This window comes from Victivallis sp., from assembly GCF_048170485.1.
Classification (GTDB): Bacteria; Verrucomicrobiota; Lentisphaeria; order Victivallales; family Victivallaceae; genus Victivallis.
The window spans coordinates 1-19,948 of the sequence record NZ_DBEXAY010000063.1 but is presented as its reverse complement, the minus strand read 5'-3'; the positions used below and the strand labels follow the sequence as shown (position 1 = coordinate 19,948).

The following is a 19,948-nucleotide window of genomic DNA, read 5'->3' as shown; positions in this document are numbered from 1 at the left end:
GTTTCGCTGGAACTCCCTTGTCATTTTTTTACTGACTGCGGTGGGATCCGACTATACGGTTGCGCGACAGCCACGGAATTTCACCATGATTCACCACGTCTGCAGTCAACGACAATCCTTCAATATAGCCTGACTGGTCGTTTTTTTCAATCTCACCAGCGGAAATTTTCGTTTTTCGGCAAAAGGAACTCCTGATTGTTCAAGGAGGAAGAGCCAGGCCGCGTCTGTCGCTGCACGCTTCAAAAATGATAAAAACAATGATTTTTCCGGTTTGCGTGTTGACATTTATTTTTTTTGTGCCATAATATATCATGACATATGTTATGATATAGGTTGGAATATGAAAGATGAACGTTCGTTGGCTGGGCTTCGGGTCCGCCACCGTGTAGTGGATCTGCTGCATCGGGCTCCGCAACACGAAACGCCGCTGCCATCCGTGGCGGAGCTGGCGCGACAGTGCAACGTTTCCACCAGTACGGTCAACCGCGAATTGAAAAAGCTGGTGGAGGAGGGGCTGATCGTCGGGAAACAGGGCATCGGCATGTTTACTGTGCCCGGGACGCTGGCATTCAACGATCTGATTCCCGGACGGAGAATCGTCGGAATCGTTTACGGTGATGGGCGTTTTCTCTATTACAGTACGATGGAGTGGATTTTTATCTTTCAGTGCGGCCTTGCACTGCTGCCGCGGATTGCGCATCCGCGCAATATCACGTTGATTTCCAGCCATTACAAAGATGTCGTTGCGGAGATTCAATCGCTGAATCTCGACGGACTGATTGCCATCTCGCCGGCGGAAAATTTGCAGAAGGCTCTGTTTTCACTCCGGCAGAACAACTTTCCGGTCGTGGTGCTGGAGGGACGGGTCGACGGCATACCGGCCATTCTTGCCGATCATCGCCGGGCGGGGAGGGAGATGGGCGCAATGATGCTCCGGCAGCACGTTCACAGCGTCCTGTGGATGTCGTTCGATGCTGTCTGCAGAAAACAGCTTGCCGGAGTGCGCCTTGCCTGCTCCGACGCCCGCCATTCGTTCAAGGTGACCGAAGTCGCCAATATGGGGGAGGTGGAAACCGCTCTGGAACAGTGTGCGGCTGCCGGAGTGCTGCCGGATGCCGTATATGCGCATGGGGAGACGGCATGCTGCTTTCAAAAGCTGCTGCAGGAACGGAATCTTGACGGCTCACGCTGCCTGATGCTGACGGAAGCGGTGGAACTCGACAGAGAAAATTCGCATCGCGGAATCATCCGCACCTATCCCTTCCGGGAAATGGCCGAACAGGCTGCCGCCTGCTTGGAGGCCATGTTCGCCGGTCAGAGGACGGAATCGGAATATCTGTTTCCTTTTCAGATAACGGAACGATTGGAAATGAACCAAAGGAGGTAGGATGAAAAAACGAATCAGCTCCCCGTATCCTGCGTTTTCGCGAACCGCTGCCGGCGGGAAGAAAATTCCCTTCTCCGCCAGAAAATGCGGGAGGTTCAACAATTTCACCCTTATTGAACTTCTTATTGTAATTGCAATCCTTGCAATTCTTGCTGCGATGCTGCTTCCGGCTCTCAACAAGGCAAGACAGACGGCGAAAAGGATCAAATGTGCGGCAATTCTGAAACAATATGGAACCGCAGCGCAGCTGTATGCATCCAATTTTGACGACTACATGGTGCCCGGGCAGGTGGTGGGCGGAATGCAGTGGTATCGGAACTTCTCCTTCATTTCCATATTGGGCAGCTACGATCCGGCCAATGTCAGCACCAACACCAGCCAGAACAAGAGCTCCGGACATATTTCTGCCGGATTGATCTGTCCTGAAGCGATGCGCGCCTTCCGGGAGCACAGCAATGGAATGCCCTCCATCATGCGCAGTTACGGTGTCCCTGCCGACGATCTCGCCGCCTGGGGTGGCGGAGATAAAATCGAAGCCTACAAGATTCCCCGGGTCAGGCAGCCGTCGAAACGGCTGGCGTTTCTGGACGGGCGGGACTGGGCGCTGTTCAGCGGGTTCAGCAATCCTGTTTTCTACCGTCGCAACGGAGAGGACGGCGGCGACAGCAACTACTGCTGCTATCGACATGGCCGTCTGGATTTCCTGAACGCCGTGCTGTACGACGGTCACGTGGAACTTCTCGCCAGCGTCGAAGTGCGGAAAACACGCCGCTGGACCAAATTGTATGAGCCCTACACGGAGTAGAAAGGATCGATACCATGAACATTTCCTGGAACTATTATTTTGCCTGTGCCGTCAGTTCCGTCATCCTCCTGGCGGCGGAGGGAGGGGAGCTGTACCAGGATTACGGCTCGAAACTGGAAGAGCGTAAATCCATGCTGCGTGCGCGATGGTTGAAATTTCTTCCGACGGGGGGACCGAATCAGTCGTACGCGCTGGAAGCCGCCGGCAATGTGATGCCGGATATCCCTTTGGCCGGAGCGGCAGGGAAGACGGTTGTTTTCTCCGGCATGATTCGCGGCGAAAAGATTGAGGCGAAAGATCCAAAATTCGGCGGTGTCGTCTTTCTCATCCACTACAAGTTGAATGGAAAATCGAAGTTTGCGGGAGGGGTTTCGCCGGCAATAAAAAGCGGTTCTTTCGATTGGACGTATCACTCCATTGCAGAAAAAATTCCGAAGGAAGCCACAGACGTCACCATCCGTTTCGGGCTTCAGCAGGCGGCGGGACGGGCATTTTTTTCGAAGCTTTCCATCAAGCTGGAGGAGCAGCCATGAGACGTTCTCTGGGGAGTGTGCTTCTCCTCGTCTGCGGAATGGCCGCCGCGACGGAACCGGTTCTGCTGTTCCGCGCCGGGTTTGATGGTTCCACGGCAGCCGGAGGGCAGGCGGGAGGGAGCATTCCGCTGGAAGAGCGGGGAATCTCTTTCGGGCCGGGAGCCGGAGGGCAGGGGCAGGCGCTTCGGGCAAGCCGGAAGACGGGCACCCGGTTGAAATATGCCCTCTCCGGACATCTGCTGCCCGCTTCCGGTACCATCATGCTCTGGTACAAACCGGAGTGGAACGGCAGTGGAGCGGACAACCGCAATCGCGCAAATTGGCGGACGCTGGTCTCCACCGATGTCCCGCGAAACCGGATCGGTTCCGGTGCGATCCAAGTCTGGTGCTGGGGAGATGTGATTCGCGGTGATCGCGGAGACAAATACGATTCGTTCCGGACCGGAATTCCTTTGCGCAACGGCGAATGGCACCATCTGGCATTCAGCTGGAGCTGCGGCGGCTCCCAACTCTATGTGAATGGAGAGCTGCAGCCGCTGGCCGGCGACAGCGCCCCGTTGCGGATTGTTCCGGAGACGGCGGAAAAGGAATCTCCGGAACTGCATAACCTTTTCATCGGGAACTGCAACGGCATCGATCAGGCGGATGGCTGGATCGATGAGGTGCAGATCTGGTCTGCCCCGCTTTCCCCCGACCGGATTTCGCGTGAAGCGCAGAGGTTCCGGCCGCTGCACACAACGGTGCTGAGCGGCTGTTTCATGGCTGGAACAGAACCGCAGCATCTGCGTTTCCGCACGGAAAACCGAGGGCGAAACCAGGAGACGCTGCAGTGGGAACTCGTATCCCCGGAAGGGCGGCAGCTGCGGAACGGGAGTCTGCAGCTGGCACCGGGGGAGCGTCGGGAGTGTGTGACGAGGTTCAATCTGGCGAAAGGCGGCGATTGTACGCTCCGGCTGGAGGATTCCCGGGGAAACCGCACGCAGGTTGTGATCCGAGCCCTTTCTCCGGACAATCCTCTGCACGTTCCGCGGGGACCCTTGCAGCTCTCTCCGGTGGATGAGGTGTCTCCCGCTGCCGGATTGCCAAAGGATCGTTTTGTCGCAATCGGCGTCTGCCGGAAGAAAAAACTTGGAGCGACCGAATATCTGGAAGCCGGTTCCGGGCGCTGTGACCGCTTTGCCGTCCGGTTTCAACTGCCGGATCCGCATGGACTCTATCTGGTGGAGTGGGAATTCCCGGATGACCGGAAACGTACGATGGATGTGACCGGACAATCCTCCCGCATCGGCCCCGGGGATTTCCGGCTTCAGACCGGCGCGCTGGCCGGAGACCTCTACCGCAATACCGGCACCTTTGTGAAACAGCAGGCGATCTATTTTGCGAATGACAGGGACTTCACTCTGATTTTTATGACCGCCCGCGCCGGAGAACCGGCTGCCGTTTCCCGGATTCGCATCCATGAGATCAAAGGCGGTCTGCCGGATGCCGGCGTTGAGCCGGCATCTCCGGTGCAGGGAGTGACCCGCACGGTCGGACTCTATTTCGAAGATCCGGCGCTGAACTATCTTTTCGGGGTTCCGGCCGAAACGCCTGCCGGTGCGGAGGCTATGTTGAATCGATTGACGGCATACATGAAATACAGCGGTCAGAATCTGCTGGCATATCCCATGGTCTGGTATCAGGGATACATGGGAGGCGCCTACAATCCCCGCAACCACGTGCCGGGTTTTTTTGATATGCTCCTGACCCGGTTTGATCAGGAAGAGCTCGATTTTCTCGGGACCATCAACCTGAACACTCTGCCGGATTTTCCGTTTGAAAGCGTGACGGCGAAAGCGGTTGCGAACGGAGAACTTCACTCCTCCGCGGCCACAATCCTCCGTGACGGCCGGCCGCACATCGGCGGCTGGCATGATACGCCGCCCAACTTCAACATCCTCCATCCGCAGGTGCAGAAGCTGATCTCCGGGTATGTGGAGCGCATGCTGGAGACCGGAGCGCCTCATCGTTCCTTTCGAGGAATCGTTCTGCATGTCACGCGGCACTCTCTGCTTTCGTTCGGGGATCTGGGGGCCGGGTACAACGATTATGCAATCGAGGCGTTCGAGGCGAAGACCGGTGTGCGCGTCCCGGTTGATCGAAACAATCCGCAGCGAGGCCGACTGTATGCGGAGTGGCTGCTCGCCAATGCCCGGGAAGCCTGGATCAACTGGCGCTGTGATGAAATCGCCGCTTTTTACCGCTCTCTGGCGAAAACGGTTGCGGCAAAGCGGCCTGATTTGAAACTGGTGGTCAACTGTATGATTCCTCCGTCGAAGGTGATGCACCGGCAGGATTTCTGCGACCCCGGTTTCCCGGCGGCATTGAATCGGGAGGCCGGCATTGATTCGAAGCGGCTTCGCGACATTCCCAACCTGATACTGGAGCAGTCGATCTTCCCCGCCGACTATCGATGGGAAGAAGGGCGGGTGCATCGCTGGCCGAATCACTATCGCCATCTGCGGGTGCTTGAGATGCAGCAATCTTGTTACCAGTCGCTGGAAGGTGCATCCAGCCCGTGGCTTCACATGCATGACCGGTACTGGGAGTCGGCCGTCGGCTCCCGCCGCAAAAGCCATTGGAGTGACAAACCCAATCCATTGTCTGCGCCGTGGCTGACGGAAACCAGCTGGAGGGTCAGCGCGCTCTCTCCCGCGGGAATTCACGCCATGCGCTACTACATTCTTCCTTTCCGCTATCATGATCTGCTCGGAGTGACCCGGGGGGGATTCCTGATCGGAACCTACGGAATGGAATCGCAACTGGCAGCGTTTGCCCGTTCGTTTCGGGCGCTTCCGGCCCGGCGTTTCCAGGAGCTTCCCGGCGCTTCGGAGACGGTCAAAATCCGCAGTTTGCGGGACAGGCAGTGCACCTGGTTTTACGTCGTCAACACCTCAGAGACGCCGGAGACGTTGACTGTCGTCTCCGACGGTGGAGCAATTGCGGATGCGGCGACCGGCAGACAGCTCTCTTCCGCCGGCGAGCCCCTGAAACTGAAGCTGGGACCGTGGGCGTTTTGTTCCTATCGGACAGAGGGCGGGATACGCGTTGTTTCCAACGGAGAACGGGGACAATGAACTGCCGTTTTGTTCCAGGATTGTTTGCCGGCCTGCTCCTGCTGACAGGCTGCGGGAGCGTTGCGGAGCTCTCCCGTGAAGAATGTGCGGCGCGGCAGATGCTCGATACGGAGTTCTGGTGGCGCAGATGCCGGGGAACTCCGGCCGAATTTGCCGGCAACTGGCTCTGGCAGTGCCGGCGTGAACAGGAGGTGTTGCGGGGAAAGGTTCCCGGGGATGAAGCGGCTGCGATCAAAGTTCTGGCCGAATATCACGCCAGAATTCAACGCGGCCTTCACTGGCGGGAACCTCGCCGTACCCTGGAGGTGCCGCGCTTGAAAAAGGCGCCTGTCATCGACGGCGTTCTCTCCGCAGATGAAGTCTTGGCGGCCTTTCGCTTCTCCGGAGAGTATCCGTTGGATTCCATGCAAAAGGTGGCGGAGAATGGCTCGTTCTGGCTCGTCGGCTGGTATGACGACAGATTTTATGCAGCAGGATATTTTTGCGATTCTGAGATCATCTCTTTCAACGGTACGGCGAGGAATTCTGGGCGAAAAATGCATGAAGCCGATTCTCTGGAGTTGTTCATGCGTCCGGATTGCCGGCGTCCCCACTATTACGAATGGATTGTCAATCCGGCAAGGCAGATGTGGAGTCTGGAGCACTGGAGCCGTGAGCGGGGCGGTTTCTGCATTCTGGATGTGGAACGAGAGACCGCCTCCGAGACTGCGGCACAGCCGGTTCCGGGGGGATATTCCATCGAACTGTCAATTCCGTTGCGGGAACTTCACGGCATCTGGTGCCGCCGTATGCCGCAGCCTGGAGATCGGTTCGATTTCATTCTGGTGCGAACGGATCTCTCTGGCGGAACGTTTTGCAGAAGCACTCCCGTTCCTTTTCTGTATGACGGGCACAACATTTTCGGCTATATTCAGGCCGGACTGGGAAAATGATTGCCGGGCGGCATCAAGGACGGAGGAAAGGGAGCCGATGACGCTGTAAGGAGACACCGAGGGGCCGTTTCGTACCGGTACTCCGGGTTGGAAACGGCTTGCCGGAGTCTTCCCGTCGCAGAAAGAGTGCCCAATTCCTACTGGGACCTCTGACGGCAATGGGGCGGCCCTGACATCCATCCCGGAATATTCCGGAGAACTGGAGTTTGACAGAGAAAGAAGGAAAAAGCCACAATATTAGATTTGGCTAATTGAAAACTTCCATTTTGCGGCTATATTAGTTTTATCAATCTGCGATGGAGGAAATTTTTTTGAGTACAAAATTAGCTTATTCTAATTTTTAAAGGAGAAATCATGTCGAACGAACCGATGAGCTCGCACATGGAGGATTATCTTGAGACCATCGCCCTTCTGATCGAGGAGCATGGCCATGCTCATGCGCGGGATGTCGCCTGGCGGCTCAATGTGAAAATGCCGTCGGTGACCAGTGCGCTGAAACAGCTTGCCGCCCGCGGCTGTCTGGATTACGAGCCGAACATGCCGGTACTGCTGACGCCGCTGGGACGGCGCCTGGCGGAGGATGTGTTGAAAAAACACAGGATCCTGCGTCATTTTTTTCAGAACATTCTGCTGCTGCCGCCCGGGGCGGCCAACCGGCTGGCCTGCCGGATTGAACATGAAGTGGATGAGCGGGCGGTTCAGGCCGTCCGGACTCTGACCCTGGCGATTGAGTCCCGGCCGGATTGTGCGGCGCTGCGCCATTATCTGCACGAGACGCTTTCCGGAACGCAATCCGTTCCGGATAAAACGATTGTCAATTCCGAAACAGGAGTGTGAAACATGTCTGAATCGAAGAAGTGTTCCTGCGGATGCGGTTCCGCCCCGGGGAAGCTCCGGGAGTACCGCACCGGTACGCGGCCGATGACCCTGGCGGATCTGCCGGTCGGAACCTCCGCCACCATTCTACGCGTGCTGCCGGAGTGGCGCGGGCGAAGAAAGTTCGCCGACGTCGGCCTGATTCCCGGCGTGGAGCTGCTGATGGAGGCTCACGCTCCCTTCGGCGGTCTGCTCCGCATCCGGGTGATGGATACCAGCATGGCGCTCCACCGCGATGACGCCGCCTGCATCATGATGAAAGAAAAGGACGCCGCACGATGAAACAGGAGTTCACCATCGCCCTGGCCGGAAATCCCAACTGCGGCAAAACCTGCATCTTCAACGCGCTCACCGGCGCGCGCCAGCATGTCGGCAACTACCCTGGCGTGACGGTGGAGAGCAAGTCGGGTAGTTTTGTCCTCAACGGCATGAAAATCAAACTGATCGACCTGCCCGGTGTCTATTCGCTCTCCTCCGGTTCGCCCGAAGAGGAGGTGGTGTTTCAGGAACTGACCCGGCCGGGAATCGATCTCATTGTGAACGTGATCGACAGCACGATTCCCCGGCGCAGTCTCTACCTCACCACCCAGCTGGCTGAGTTGCACATCCCGATGCTGCTTGTCTTCAACATGAGCGACGATGCGGAGAAGAAGGGGATGAAGTTCGACATTCCGAAGCTGGAGGCCTGTTTCGGTTCGCCCATCGTCCGGACGGTCGGCAGCCGCTCCGGCGGGGTGACGCTCCTGCTGGAAAAACTTGCGGAAACGCTGACGAAACTCGATGAGCACGGTTCTCCGCGGCTCTCCTACGGGCAGGATATCGATCAGGCGCTGGCCGCGGTCGCCGCCCGGATCGACGCGCTCGGCGTGGAGCGTTACCGCCACATTCCCTCCCGCTTCTTCGCGGTCAAACTGCTCGAACACGATTCCTGCGTCGGACGGATGGAGGAGTTCGCCCCCGTCCGCGACGAAGTGGAAACGCAGATCCGTCATCTCCGGCAAAAACACGCGATCGACACCGACACCTTTCTGGCCGACCGCCGTTATGCGATGCTGGCGGGCGCCTGCCGTGAGGCGATTTCCGCAACCAGCGAGCGGCGGCGCGAAATTTCCGACCGGATCGATGTGGTGATGACCAACAAATATTTCGGTCTGCCGCTCTTTTTTCTGATCATCTACCTCACCTTCTGGTTCACCTTTACCTGCGCCGATCCTCTGATGGGATACATCGAAGATGGATTTGCCATGCTTTCCGACGCGGTGAAAAGCATCTGGCCGGAATCGGCGTTCCCCTATCTGCGCTCCCTGCTCACCGACGGGGTGATTGCCGGCGTCGGCGGGGTGCTGGTCTTTCTGCCGAACATTCTCTTTCTCTTCTTTGCGATTGCGATTCTGGAGGATTCCGGATACATGGCGCGGGCGGCGTTCGTGATGGATGGCGTGATGCGCCGGTTCGGGCTGCAGGGGCGCTCCTTTGTGCCGCTGGTGCTCGGTTTCGGCTGTACGGTTCCGGCGATCATGGCGACCCGCTGCATCGAGTCCGAACGGGACCGCAAGACCACGATCATGGTACTGCCGCTGATGAGCTGCGGGGCGCGGCTGCCGATCTATGCGTTGATCGTGCCGGCCTTCTTCGCCGCGAAGTACCAGGCGTTCGTCATGTGGCTGATCTACCTGATCGGCGTGGTGATTGCGCTCGTTGCGGCGCGGTTGATGAAGTCGACGCTCTTCCGGGGGGAGGGGGAGATCTATCTCATGGAACTGCCTCCCTACCGGATGCCGACGTTGCGCAGTCTGCTTCTGCACATGTGGGATCGCGGGAAGATGTATGTGCGGAAGGCGGGCTCGATCATTCTTCTGACCAGCCTCATCCTCTATTTCTGCCACACCTGGCCGGAGAAGCGGGAGTTCTCCCGGAACTACGACGCCGCAATCGAGCTGGCACAGAAGAACCACGATGCCGAGTCGGCCGCCGCACTGGAGAATGCCCGGCTGGCCGAACAGATGGAGTACACCATCTCCGGCCGGGTCGGACATGCGCTGGAACCGTTCTTCCGCCCCATCGGATTCGACTGGAAGCTGACCACCGCCTGCATTGGCGCGCTGGCGGCGAAGGAGGTGTTCGTCTCGCAGCTCGGCATCCTCTACGCGGAGGGGGAGGCGGACGAGGAGTCGGTGCCGCTCCGGGAACAGTTGATTCGGAACTACACGCCACTGCAGGCGTTCTGCATCATGCTCTTCTGCCTCCTGTCGGTACCGTGTCTGGCGACGCTGGCGATCATCCGGCGCGAGATGAATTCCTGGAAGATGGCGATGGCGGAAGCGGGCGGGTTGTTTGTGCTCGCCTACCTTGTCACACTGGTCGTCTTTCAGCTCGGTTCTCTGCTGGGAATCGGCACGTCGCTGATCGGTTGAGGAGAGGAAACGCACCCTGCCGCCGGAGCAAATCAGAGGAATATTGCAGAAAAGCAATTGAATTTTTCCGGACAAAGAGTATATTAAACAATTGGATATTGCATCTGGAACTGGTGTCGGCGGAGAGAGTCAAGGCCGACGGATTCAATCGCGGTTAACGGGAGTTACGTTTTTTATGTCTTTGTTCAGCAGCGGGAAATATTCGACGTTGCGCATGCCGACCAGCGGTGAGCGCAAAATGGTGATCCCGGATGGTTCGTGGGTCAAGTGCAAGAACTGCGGCCAGACGCTCTATACCGACCGGCTTCATGACAATCTTCTGGTCTGCTGGTACTGCAACTGCCATCTGCCGATGAGCGCGCATGCCCGGATTGTTTCGCTCACCGATCCGGATAGCTTCGTTGAGATGGATCGCGGCCTCAAGTCGATTGACTCGCTCGGGTTCACCGATTCGAAGCCCTACAGCGCCCGGCTGGAGGAGAATACGAAAAAGACCTCGCTCAACGACGCGATCGTCTGCGGTTCCGCCCGGCTGGACGGGCATCCCTATATGCTCGGCGTGATGGATTTCCGCTTTATGGGCGCCTCGATGGGCTCGGTGGTCGGCGAAAAGATCGCCCGGATGGTCGAGCGGGCCACGGCGGAGAAACTGCCGGTGGTGATCGTGACCGCGTCCGGCGGCGCGCGCATGCAGGAGGGGATCCTCAGCTTGATGCAGATGCCGAAGACCTGCGCGGTTCTCGAGCGTCATGCGGAAGCGGGGCTGCCCTACTTTGCGATTCTGACCAACCCGACCTACGGCGGTGTGACCGCCTCGTTTGCGGCGGTGGGCGACGTGATCATCGCCGAACCGGGTGCGATGATCGGCTTTGCCGGTCCGCGGGTGATTCAGGAGACGACCAATTCGAAACTGCCGGAAGGTTTTCAGACGGCGGAGTTTCTGCTGGAAAAGGGATTGATCGACCGCGTGGTGGAGCGGAAAAATTTGCGCAAAGAACTCGGTTTGCTGCTTGAATTTTTCAAAAAATAGAGTACTGTAAGAAGACAATCGAATCAACAGTTGTCGCCGGGCCGGACCCCGTGCGTTGTCAAAAGTGCCAACCGAGTCAGGTGGGGAACCAAGCAGCTCTACGCGATTTTTTGACAGGCCACGGGTCATCTGGCCGGGCGACTCTTTTTTTATCCCGGCAGAGCCGGGCCGCAGTGGCAGGGAGGATTTTTTTATGACCCGTATCGACGGACGTGCGCCGGATGAACTCCGGCCGATCATCATCACCCCGGACTATCTTTCGCACCCGCTCGCTTCGGTGCTGATCTCCTGCGGCAACACCCGGGTGGTCTGTGCCGCCAGCGTCGACGCCAAGGTTCCGCCGTGGATGAAGGCGCAGAAGGTTCCCGGCGGCTGGGTCACCTGCGAGTATGGAATGCTGCCTGCCTCCACGCACGAGCGGATGCGCCGCGAGGCGAGCGCGGGCAAGCAGGGCGGTCGCACGGTGGAGATTCAGCGGCTGATCGGCCGCTCGCTTCGCATGTCGGTCGACCTCCTGAAGGTCGGGGAGAACACCGTTTCGCTCGACTGCGACGTGATCGACGCCGACGGCGGCACCCGCTGTGCCGGAATCACCGGGGCGGCGGTGGCGCTGGCTCTGGCCGGGAAACGCGGGGCGGGGAGCGTTTTCCCCGAGAATCCGTTCCGGGAGAGCGTCGCCGCGGTCAGCGTCGGTATCGTCGACGGCGTTCCGGTGCTCGATCTCTGCTACGCCGAGGATTCCCGGGCCGAGGTGGATATGAATGTGGTGATGACCGCTTCCGGGAAGCTGGTCGAGGTGCAGGGCACCGCCGAGGGGGAGCCCTTCTCGCGGGCGCAGCTCAACGAACTGCTCGACCTTGCCGAACACGGACTGCGGCAGATTTTTGAAATTCAGCGCCAGGCGGTCGAAGCCGCGCGGGAAGGGGCCCGTTCATGAGCGAATATCAGGTCATCGCCCGCAAATGGCGTCCGCAGCGATTCTCCGACGTGGTCGGGCAGGAACATGTGGTCCGGACACTGCGCAATGAAATTCTCAGCGACCGGACTGCGCACGCCTACCTCTTCGTCGGGCCGCGGGGCGTCGGCAAGACCACACTCGCGCGTATTTTCGCCAAGGCGATGAACTGTCTCGATCCGCAGCAGGGGGAGCCGTGCTGCCGGTGTGAATCCTGCCGGGCGATTGCCGAGGAGCGCAACCTTGATGTGCTGGAGGTGGACGCCGCCAGCCGCAACACTACCGGCGATATGCGCGAACTCGCCGAGGATGTGCTCACCCAGCCGGTCAACGGCCGCTACAAGATCTACATCATCGACGAAGTCCATATGCTTTCGAAGCAGGCGTGGAACGTCCTGCTCAAGACGGTGGAAGAACCGCCGCCGCATGTCAAATTCATCTTTGCGACCACCGAAGTGCACCAGGTGCTGCCGACGATCATCTCCCGCTGTCAGCGTTTCGATCTTCTTCCGATTCCGACCCGGTTGATCGCCGAGCGGCTGAAGCTGATCTGCGAGACCGAAAAAGTGGGGATCAACGACGGCGCGATCAACGCGATTGCGCGGGCGGCCGAAGGCGGAATGCGCGACGCGCAGTCACTGCTTGACCAGATGATCGCCTTTTTCTCGCAGGGGGATGGCTCGACCATCACCGGCGAACAGGTGCTGTCGCTCTTCGGTCTGACCGACCATGCCGATCTGGATGCGTTGCTGGTGGCGATGCTCCGGAATCAGCCCGGCGAAGTGGTTTCCATCATCGCCCGGTTGTCGAAGAAGGGGAAAAATCTGGAGACGCTGTTCGACGATCTCTTAAGCGCGGTGCGCGCGGTACAGCTCTGTACGATTCTGCGCGACCCGGGCGAACTGCTCGATGAGAGCCCGGAGATGATCGAACGGTTTCGCCGCCTCGGGGCGCTGGTCAAGCCGGATACCATCCAGATTCTGCTTGAAACCATTGCTCCGGTGGGGCGCATTCTGCACGACGCTCTGAACAAACAGGTCTATCTGGAGACGATTTTGCTCAAGGCGATGCGCGAGGCGCACGCGGTGCGGATTGACGACCTGCTGGCGCGGCTGAATCAGCTTCGCACTGCCGGTGAACTCAAGTTTCTCGATCAGCTCCCGGCGGGAAAAGTGCCGGTTGCGGCTCCCTCCATTGAGCCGCTGCCGTCTGTCTCGGAACGGGTTGCCGAAGAGAAGGTGCCGCAGACAGCGCCCGCGGAAGAGGAAAAGGCGAAGCCGGCCCCCCAGCCGGAAGTTGCGCCGGAGCCGGATGTTGCGCCAGTTGCCGATGAGAAGAAGCCGGAACAATCCGGCCCGTATCCGGAGATTCCCGCAGAGCCGGAAGTTGCGCCGGAACCGGAAGCTGCGTCAGTTCCCGACGGGAAGAAGCCGGAACAAACCGGCTCGTATCCGGAGATCCCCGCGGAGCCGGAAGTTGCGCCGGAACCGGAAGCTGCGCCGGTTGCCGACGAGAAGAAGCCGGAACAAACCGGCTCGTATCCGGAGATCCCCGCGGAGCCGGAGGTTGCGCCGGAACCGATTCCCGAAGAGGGGGAGCCGGAACAAACCAACCCGTATCCGGAGATTCCCGCGGAGCCCGCGGCAGATGGTGCCGGGGCCGGCAGCTCATATCCGGAGATTCCTTCCGATGCGGCGGCTCTCGTGTCGCCGTCTCCTGCGCCGGAGATCGCGGAATCCCGGACCGCTCCCGGCGGACGCAAACATCGTCACAGCATCGCCAATGATCAGCCGCAGGCGCTGGTGGAGGCGTTGCAGGATCCGCTCATCCACGAGATCGTCGATCTCTTCGACGGCAAGGTGGTCGACATTCACCGGTAGAAAAAACGCCGTTTCTCCAGCAGGAGGAAACGGCGTCGGGCAGGAATTTCCGCTCAGAGTACCGGCGGGCGGAAATCCGATGCCGGAATCACTGCATCCAGCTTGTAGTAAACCACCCGGGTCGTCTGTTTCAAGCCATTCTGGACGACGGTGGTCTCCGCCGGAATCATCACCCCCTCGTAGAGGGAATAGCGCTGGATGGTTGAATCGTAGCGAAGTGACCGTGACCCGATCTGGAACACCGCTTTGATCCGGCGGATGAGAAAATCATTTTTGTCGATGTAGATTTCGACCGGATTCCCGCCATTTTGGCTCAGACCGGTCACCTTGTAATACTCCTGCTCCCCGACACGGCAGAGGGTGAGGCGGATGTCGCGGAGAGCGCGGGTGAGCGAGTTATCCGGATTGGAGGTCCCCGAGAGCACCTTCAGCTGGTCGAGCTGTTCCGGGGTGAGTTCGGTGATCTTTTTCCCGGAATAATCCACCACCCAGCCGTTTTTGCCGTTGACGATCAGGCCGGTGACCGGGACGTTGTCTTCCAGCGTGGTGAGGCGGAAGTTGTCGGGGCGCTCGAATTTCACTTCGGCAACCTGTTCTTCCGGGTCATCGAGAAACCGTTCGGTCAGAACGATCTGACGCTGGATGAAGGTTTTGGCTTTGGCGTAGCGGCCGTCGGGATCCATCGCATGGCGCATCTTCGTCTCCAGTTCGGCGACGGTGATGTCGGCGGGGGATTCCATCTCCGGCTCCGCAGTGGCGCAGCCGGCGAGAAATGCCAGCGCGGCGGAGAAGGCGAGGGTGGTCAACAGCATCGATCTCATAATTCAGCTCCCGGTTGGTTCCATTCGTGGTGGAAGAATTCGCCCCGCGGGCGGTCTTTGCGTTCAAAGGTGTGCGCGCCGAAGAAGTCGCGCTGCGCCTGGATGAGGTTGCTCGGGGAATCCGCGCGTCGGCGGCTGTCGTAATACCCGACCGCCGAAAACATGGCCGGCATGGCCACGCCGGAGAGCAGCGCATCGGCGGCGATGAGCCGCCACCCCTCCTGGCCGTTGTCGAGTTCGGTGCGGAAGTAGTCGTCGAACATCAGATTTTCCAGCTCCGGATTGCGGTCGTAGGCTTTTTTGATCTCCCCGAGGAAATCGGCGCGAATGATGCAGCCGCCGCGCCAGAGCAGGGCGATTTCGCCGTAGTGAAGCGGCCAGTTGAACCGCTGTTCCGCCGCCTTGAGCAGTTCGAATCCCTGCGCGTAGGCGCAGATTTTCGAACAGTACAGGGCCGATTCCAGGGCGTCGATGACCTCTTCCTGTTCCTCTTCCGGGTAGGGTTCCGCCTCTTCCGGGGGGGCGAGGAGGCGGCTGCCGGTCTGCCGGAGCTCCTTGGCCGCATCCAGGTTCCGCTGGTAGACCGCCTGGGTGAGCGTCGGCACCGGCGTGCCGGTTTCCAGCGCGGTCTCGCTGGTCCAGCGGCCGGTGCCCTTCTGCCCGGGGGCGTCCAGGATCAGGTCGAGCAGCAGTTTGCCGCTTCCGGCGTCGCGGACCTTCAGAATCTCCGCGGTGATGTCGATGAGGTAGCCGGCGAGCGGGCCGCGCCGCCACGCTTCGAAGACCGCCTGAATTTTTTCAGCATCCAGATGGAGCCGGTCGCGCAGATACCCGTAGGTTTCGGCGATGAGCTGCATGTCGGCGTATTCGATTCCGTTGTGCACCATTTTAACGTAGTGGCCGGAACCGCCGGGCCCGATCCATTCGCAGCAGGGGGTGTTGCCGTCCACTTTCGCGGCGATCGCCTTCAACATCGGCTCCACCTCCGGCCAGGCGGAGGCGTCGCCGCCGGGCATCAGCGAGGGGCCGTGGAGGGCGCCCTCTTCGCCGCCGGAGATGCCGACGCCGAGATAGCGGATGCCGGCTTTTGCCAGCTCTTTTTCCCGGCGCACGGTGTCGGCGTAGAAGCTGTTGCCGCCATCCATCACGATGTCGCCCGGTTCGAGCACCGGCAGCAGGGAGGAGATGCAGGCGTCGACCGCTTCGCCCGCCTTGACCATCAGCAGGATTTTGCGGGGGCGTTTCAGTGCGGCGGCAAACGCCTCGATCGAACGGCAGCCGATCAGCGGTTTCCCTGCGGCACGCTCCGCCATGAAGGCGTCGACTCTGGCGGTGGTACGGTTGTATACGGCGGTGGTGAAGTTGCGGCTCGCAAAGTTGAGCGCGAGATTTTCGCCCATGACGGCCAGCCCGATCACTCCGATGTCTGCGGTTGGATTCATTGCGTTCTCCTCCTGTTCTGTCTCGAATAATATAGCACGGATTTTCCCGTGTGCGAATGATAATTGGCAAAAAAAAGCGGATGGGACTTGACAAGGCAGGCATTTCGGCGCTAGAGTATTCCTATGTATGTGCGTACGCGCGCGAGAAGCGCGTTGTGAATGTTTCAGGAGGGGAGTCAGTTCCCGGGAGTGATACAGAATGTCCAAGTTGTTGATAGTGGAGTCCCCGACCAAGGCCCGCACCATCGGGCGGATGCTGGGGAAAGAGTATGCGATCATGGCCTCGATGGGGCACATTCGCGACCTGCCGGAGCGGGAGTTCGGCATCGATATCGCACACGGCTTTGCGCCGCAGTATGTCGATACCGCACGGAGCAAGGCGGTGGTTCGCGACCTGCGCGCCGCGGCGAAGAAGGCCGATGAAATTTACCTCGCCCCCGACCCTGACCGCGAAGGAGAGGCGATCGCCTGGCATCTGGAGGAGGTGCTCGACAAGAGCACCAAGGCGCCGTTCTATCGGGTGAGCTTCCACGAGATCACCCGCGGTGCAATCGAGCGGGCGCTCCAGGAGAAGGGGGAGATCAACCGCAATCTGGTCGATGCCCAGCAGGCCCGCCGGGTGCTGGACCGCATCGTCGGCTATCAGGTGAGTCCGCTGCTCTGGTCGCGGGTGGAAAAGGGCAGCAGTGCCGGACGGGTCCAGTCGGTCGCGTTGCGGCTGGTGGTCGAGCGGGAACGGGCGATCGGCGCGTTCACGCCGGAGGAGTACTGGGTCTTCTCCGCGGTGTTCCAGACGGAATCCGGCGAGAAATTTTCCGCGCGGCTCTTCAAGATCGATGCGAAGGAGTTCCGGATCGGCTCCGGAGAGGATGCCGCGAAACTGCTGGAGGCAGTTCTGCACGGCGACGTGCCGCAGGTCTCTTCGGTGACGGTGAGCGAACGCCGCCGCTTTGCGCCGGCGCCGTTCACCACCAGCACGCTGCAGCAGGCGGCGAACGTTTCGCTGCACTACTCGGCGACCAACACAATGCGCTATGCGCAACAGCTGTACGAGGGCATGGACATCGGCGAAGGCGGTGCGGTCGGTCTCATCACCTATATGCGTACCGACTCGGTGACCATCGCCCGCGAGGCGCAGATTGCGGCGGCGGCGTTCATCCGGGAAAACTACGGCGAAGCCTTCGCCCCGCAGAAGTTCAACTATTACAAGAACAAGGCGGCCGCGCAGGAGGCGCACGAGGCGATCCGGCCGACCGACGTGCGGCGGACTCCGGAGGCGATGGCCCCCTATCTCGACCCGATGCAGCTCAAACTCTATTCGCTGATCTGGCGCCGGTTCGTCGCCAGTCAGATGACGCCGGCGGTTCAGAACCTGACGACGGTGGATGTCGGTATCGCCGGGGCGGATGCGCGGAACTACACCTTCCGGGCGACGGCGACGGTGCCGGTGTTCCCGGGGTTTTCGAAGGTGTACGAGGAGGTCTCCAAACGGAAGGATGAGACGCGCGAGGCGGAGGTGCTGGGAAAACTGCGGGAGACTCAGCCGCTGACGATTCACGATGTGGAGAAGGAGCAGAAGTTTACCGAGCCGCCGCCGCGCTACTCGGAGGCGGCTCTCATCAAGGAGCTTGAGGAGAACGGCATCGGCCGTCCTTCGACCTATGCGACCATTCTGCGCACGATTCAGGACCGCAAGTATGTGTCGCGCGAGCAGGGCAAGCTGGTTCCGACGGAACTGGGATTTTCGGTCTGTGATTTTCTGGTGGAGAAACTCCCGGCGCTCTTCGACATCGGCTTCACCGCCCGGATGGAGCAGCAGCTCGACGAGGTCGAGGAGGGCAAGGTCGGCTGGACCGACATGATGGCGGACTTTTACGCGCAGTTCGTTCCGTGGCTGGAGGCGGCGAAGAACAGCGACCTGCCGCCGGCGGACGAGGCGGAGGCGCTGTTGTCGCTCTTCGATCACGTCACGTTCGAGGCGGCGCAGAAGGTGGGGAAACGCACCTACGACGATGGCAAGTTCTGCCGTTCTCTGCGGGAGAAGTTCGATGCCGACGGCAAAATTACCGCCCGGCAGTACCAGGCGCTGATCAGCCTGGCGGCGAAATACGCCAGCCAGCTCGAAGCCGGGTTGAACGCATTGCCGGAGAAGTTGCGGAGCGCGGAGGAGGCGGCGGTGGTTCTCCGGGCCGAACGCGAGGAGAAGCGGGATCGTGCCGAGGCGGCTTGTGCGTCGGCGGAGTATCCAGCGCTGTTCGCCGCATTCGACAAGGTGAATTTCGAGCCGGTGACCAAACGGGGCCGGTTCAGTTACGATGACAGGAAATTCTTCGACTCGCTGCGGAAACAGGCGCTTTCCGGGCGTGCGCTCTCCGAAAAACAGCTCGGCGCTCTGCGCAAGATGGCGCAGAAGTACCACGGGGAGCTCACCGATCCGGCGCTGGTCGACCGGCTTCTCGGAACCGGGGCGGCTGAGGCTCCGGCCGCGGGGGAGGGCGCTGCTGCCGGAGAGGCGGCCGCCGCTCCCGTCGCCTCTCCCGAGACGGAACGTCTGCTGGAGGGGTTGAAGGCGGTGACGCAGTGGGCGGAACCGGTGAAACGGGGCCGATTCACCTACGACGACAAGGCATTTTACGAATCACTGGCCAAGCAGTACGCCGCCGGGCGTCGCTTCAGCGAAAAACAACAGGCCGCTCTCGCGAAGATGGCGGCAAAATATGGAGTGAAGTAGTATGAAGGAAAATGAGGGAATTGAAAACGCGGCCGTTCCGGAAGAACAGGAGAGCGCCGTTGCCGCACCGGAATCGAACACACTTGCGGAAGAAAACGGGGAGCGGAAACCGCGCCGCCGGAAGCGGCTGCTCAAATGGCTCGGCATCTTTCTGATCGGGCTGGTGGTGGTGCTGGCGGTTGCGCTGATCTGCCGGGATGTCATCGTGAAACAGGCGGTGACCCGGGTCGGCTCGATGGTGACCGGGACGAAGGTGGAACTGGACGCGTTTTCCAGCTCGCTCTTCGGCGGAAGTGCGGAAATTACCGGTTTCCGGGTGGGAAATCCGGAAGGGTATCAGAATCCGGAAGCGTTCCGGGTGGAAAAGGTGGTGGTCCGCCTGAATCCCGGTTCGATTTTTTCCTCGAAAATCGAGATTTTCGAAGTGAGCGTCTCCGGCATGCGGGTGGATTTCGAGATGCGTCTTGACGGTTCCAGCAATCTCACCGATATTCAGAAGAACGTCGAGCAGTTCGCCGGAACCGGCGATGCGGAGCCGGCGGAAGAGCAGACGCCGGCCGAGGCGCAGGAGGCGGAGAGCGCTTCCGAAAAACAGCTGGTGATCCGTCTCTTCCAGGTTTCCGACAGCCGGGTTTCGCTCTCGTCGAATGTGCTCAAGACCACGGCGGATATTCCGCTCCCGCCCATCGAGATGACCGATGTCGGCGAGGGGAAGACGATGGGAGAGACCTTTCAGGAGCTCTATGCTCAGCTGATTGTCTCCATCTCCAAAGCGGTCGCCGCGACCGACTATCTGAAGGATCTGGGCAGTTCCCTTCAGAAGAGCGGCGAAGGGATTTCTCAGGAGATCAAGAGCGGAATCGACCAGTTCAAGGATATCTTCTCGCGAAAGAAGTAATGGGGATTCCGCAAAGCGGGCGTCCGGAATGATTGCCGGGCGCCCGTTTTTTCTGCCGGGAGCGGTGCGGAGGACATTCCTGAGTGGAAATGGCCGCCGGGGCATGATATATTATCCTCCACGGAAAG

At 59.9% G+C, this 19,948-nt stretch carries 15 protein-coding genes, 1 other RNA gene and 1 riboswitch; of the genes, 14 read left to right on the top strand and 2 right to left on the bottom strand.

The window, feature by feature from the left end; genetic code table 11:
* Positions 1–16: 16 nt before the first annotated feature.
* Positions 17–107, bottom strand: a riboswitch (adenosylcobalamin-variant (AdoCbl-variant) riboswitch).
* Between the two features lie 251 nt (positions 108–358).
* From ACMLHG_RS03385 to dnaX, 12 genes are all read left to right on the top strand, one after another.
* Entirely contained in the window at positions 359–1,387 is a 1,029-nt protein-coding gene (locus ACMLHG_RS03385; protein WP_417169551.1) for a GntR family transcriptional regulator, read from the top strand.
* A gap of 1 nt (position 1,388) precedes the next feature.
* A complete protein-coding gene (locus tag ACMLHG_RS03380; RefSeq protein WP_417169550.1) occupies positions 1,389–2,192 on the top strand; it encodes a type II secretion system protein in 804 nt (267 codons plus the stop codon).
* 14 nt (positions 2,193–2,206) lie between these two features.
* A complete protein-coding gene (locus ACMLHG_RS03375) occupies positions 2,207–2,725 on the top strand; it encodes a hypothetical protein (RefSeq protein ID WP_295807829.1) in 519 nt (172 codons plus the stop codon).
* The gene (locus ACMLHG_RS03370; protein WP_417169549.1) at positions 2,722–5,841 is read left to right on the top strand and encodes a LamG-like jellyroll fold domain-containing protein; all 3,120 of its coding nucleotides are present in this window, start codon (positions 2,722–2,724) and stop codon (positions 5,839–5,841) included. Before ACMLHG_RS03375 ends, ACMLHG_RS03370 begins: the two co-directional genes overlap by 4 nt.
* Complete coding sequence (locus tag ACMLHG_RS03365; protein ID WP_417169548.1) at positions 5,838–6,773, top strand: hypothetical protein; 936 nt, start codon at positions 5,838–5,840, stop codon at positions 6,771–6,773. The genes ACMLHG_RS03370 and ACMLHG_RS03365 overlap by 4 nt, the downstream gene beginning before the upstream one ends.
* 354 nt (positions 6,774–7,127) lie before the next feature.
* Complete coding sequence (locus ACMLHG_RS03360) at positions 7,128–7,610, top strand: metal-dependent transcriptional regulator (protein ID WP_417169547.1); 483 nt, start codon at positions 7,128–7,130, stop codon at positions 7,608–7,610.
* A 3-nt stretch (positions 7,611–7,613) separates the two neighbouring features.
* Complete coding sequence (locus tag ACMLHG_RS03355) at positions 7,614–7,931, top strand: FeoA family protein (protein ID WP_417169546.1); 318 nt, start codon at positions 7,614–7,616, stop codon at positions 7,929–7,931.
* Complete coding sequence (gene feoB, locus ACMLHG_RS03350) at positions 7,928–10,063, top strand: ferrous iron transport protein B (RefSeq protein WP_417169545.1); 2,136 nt, start codon at positions 7,928–7,930, stop codon at positions 10,061–10,063. Before ACMLHG_RS03355 ends, feoB begins: the two co-directional genes overlap by 4 nt.
* A gap of 175 nt (positions 10,064–10,238) precedes the next feature.
* The gene (gene accD, locus ACMLHG_RS03345; RefSeq protein WP_417169544.1) at positions 10,239–11,093 is read left to right on the top strand and encodes an acetyl-CoA carboxylase, carboxyltransferase subunit beta; all 855 of its coding nucleotides are present in this window, start codon (positions 10,239–10,241) and stop codon (positions 11,091–11,093) included.
* Between the two features lie 39 nt (positions 11,094–11,132).
* An RNA gene (gene ffs, locus ACMLHG_RS03340) (signal recognition particle sRNA small type) lies at positions 11,133–11,231 on the top strand.
* A 55-nt stretch (positions 11,232–11,286) separates the two neighbouring features.
* On the top strand, positions 11,287–12,030 hold the full coding sequence (gene rph / locus ACMLHG_RS03335) for a ribonuclease PH (protein WP_294436024.1): 744 nt from the start codon (positions 11,287–11,289) through the stop codon (positions 12,028–12,030).
* Positions 12,027–13,928: a DNA polymerase III subunit gamma/tau gene (dnaX, locus tag ACMLHG_RS03330; RefSeq protein WP_417169543.1), complete on the top strand. Its 1,902-nt coding sequence runs from the start codon at positions 12,027–12,029 to the stop codon at positions 13,926–13,928. Before rph ends, dnaX begins: the two co-directional genes overlap by 4 nt.
* A gap of 53 nt (positions 13,929–13,981) precedes the next feature.
* Here dnaX and ACMLHG_RS03325 read toward each other — a convergent pair whose 3' ends face one another.
* Both ACMLHG_RS03325 and gnd read right to left on the bottom strand, forming a co-directional pair.
* A complete protein-coding gene (locus ACMLHG_RS03325) occupies positions 13,982–14,749 on the bottom strand; it encodes a LolA family protein (protein WP_295811710.1) in 768 nt (255 codons plus the stop codon).
* Positions 14,746–16,191, bottom strand: a complete 1,446-nt coding sequence (gene gnd / locus ACMLHG_RS03320; protein ID WP_295811708.1) for a decarboxylating NADP(+)-dependent phosphogluconate dehydrogenase — start codon at positions 16,189–16,191, stop codon at positions 14,746–14,748. Before gnd ends, ACMLHG_RS03325 begins: the two co-directional genes overlap by 4 nt.
* A gap of 199 nt (positions 16,192–16,390) precedes the next feature.
* Here gnd and topA point away from each other — a divergent pair, with 199 nt between their 5' ends.
* On the top strand, positions 16,391–18,922 hold the full coding sequence (gene topA, locus ACMLHG_RS03315) for a type I DNA topoisomerase (protein ID WP_417169542.1): 2,532 nt from the start codon (positions 16,391–16,393) through the stop codon (positions 18,920–18,922).
* Position 18,923: 1 nt separating this feature from the next.
* Positions 18,924–19,820, top strand: a complete 897-nt coding sequence (locus tag ACMLHG_RS03310) for an AsmA family protein (RefSeq protein WP_295811703.1) — start codon at positions 18,924–18,926, stop codon at positions 19,818–19,820.
* Positions 19,821–19,948 lie beyond the last annotated feature (128 nt).

Bases quoted from the DNA above. Each gene is read 5' to 3' on its own strand.
- topA (WP_417169542.1), top strand. From the start codon at position 16,391: ATGTCCAAGTTGTTGATAGTGGAGTCCCCGACCAAGGCCCGCACCATC.
- feoB (WP_417169545.1), top strand. From the start codon at position 7,928: ATGAAACAGGAGTTCACCATCGCCCTGGCCGGAAATCCCAACTGCGGC.
- ACMLHG_RS03360 (WP_417169547.1), top strand. From the start codon at position 7,128: ATGTCGAACGAACCGATGAGCTCGCACATGGAGGATTATCTTGAGACC.
- ACMLHG_RS03380 (WP_417169550.1), top strand. From the start codon at position 1,389: ATGAAAAAACGAATCAGCTCCCCGTATCCTGCGTTTTCGCGAACCGCT.
- ACMLHG_RS03370 (WP_417169549.1), top strand. From the start codon at position 2,722: ATGAGACGTTCTCTGGGGAGTGTGCTTCTCCTCGTCTGCGGAATGGCC.
- ACMLHG_RS03355 (WP_417169546.1), top strand. From the start codon at position 7,614: ATGTCTGAATCGAAGAAGTGTTCCTGCGGATGCGGTTCCGCCCCGGGG.
- ACMLHG_RS03310 (WP_295811703.1), top strand. From the start codon at position 18,924: ATGAAGGAAAATGAGGGAATTGAAAACGCGGCCGTTCCGGAAGAACAG.
- dnaX (WP_417169543.1), top strand. From the start codon at position 12,027: ATGAGCGAATATCAGGTCATCGCCCGCAAATGGCGTCCGCAGCGATTC.
- ACMLHG_RS03365 (WP_417169548.1), top strand. From the start codon at position 5,838: ATGAACTGCCGTTTTGTTCCAGGATTGTTTGCCGGCCTGCTCCTGCTG.
- accD (WP_417169544.1), top strand. From the start codon at position 10,239: ATGTCTTTGTTCAGCAGCGGGAAATATTCGACGTTGCGCATGCCGACC.
- ACMLHG_RS03325 (WP_295811710.1), bottom strand. From the start codon at position 14,749: ATGAGATCGATGCTGTTGACCACCCTCGCCTTCTCCGCCGCGCTGGCA.
- gnd (WP_295811708.1), bottom strand. From the start codon at position 16,191: ATGAATCCAACCGCAGACATCGGAGTGATCGGGCTGGCCGTCATGGGC.
- rph (WP_294436024.1), top strand. From the start codon at position 11,287: ATGACCCGTATCGACGGACGTGCGCCGGATGAACTCCGGCCGATCATC.
- ACMLHG_RS03375 (WP_295807829.1), top strand. From the start codon at position 2,207: ATGAACATTTCCTGGAACTATTATTTTGCCTGTGCCGTCAGTTCCGTC.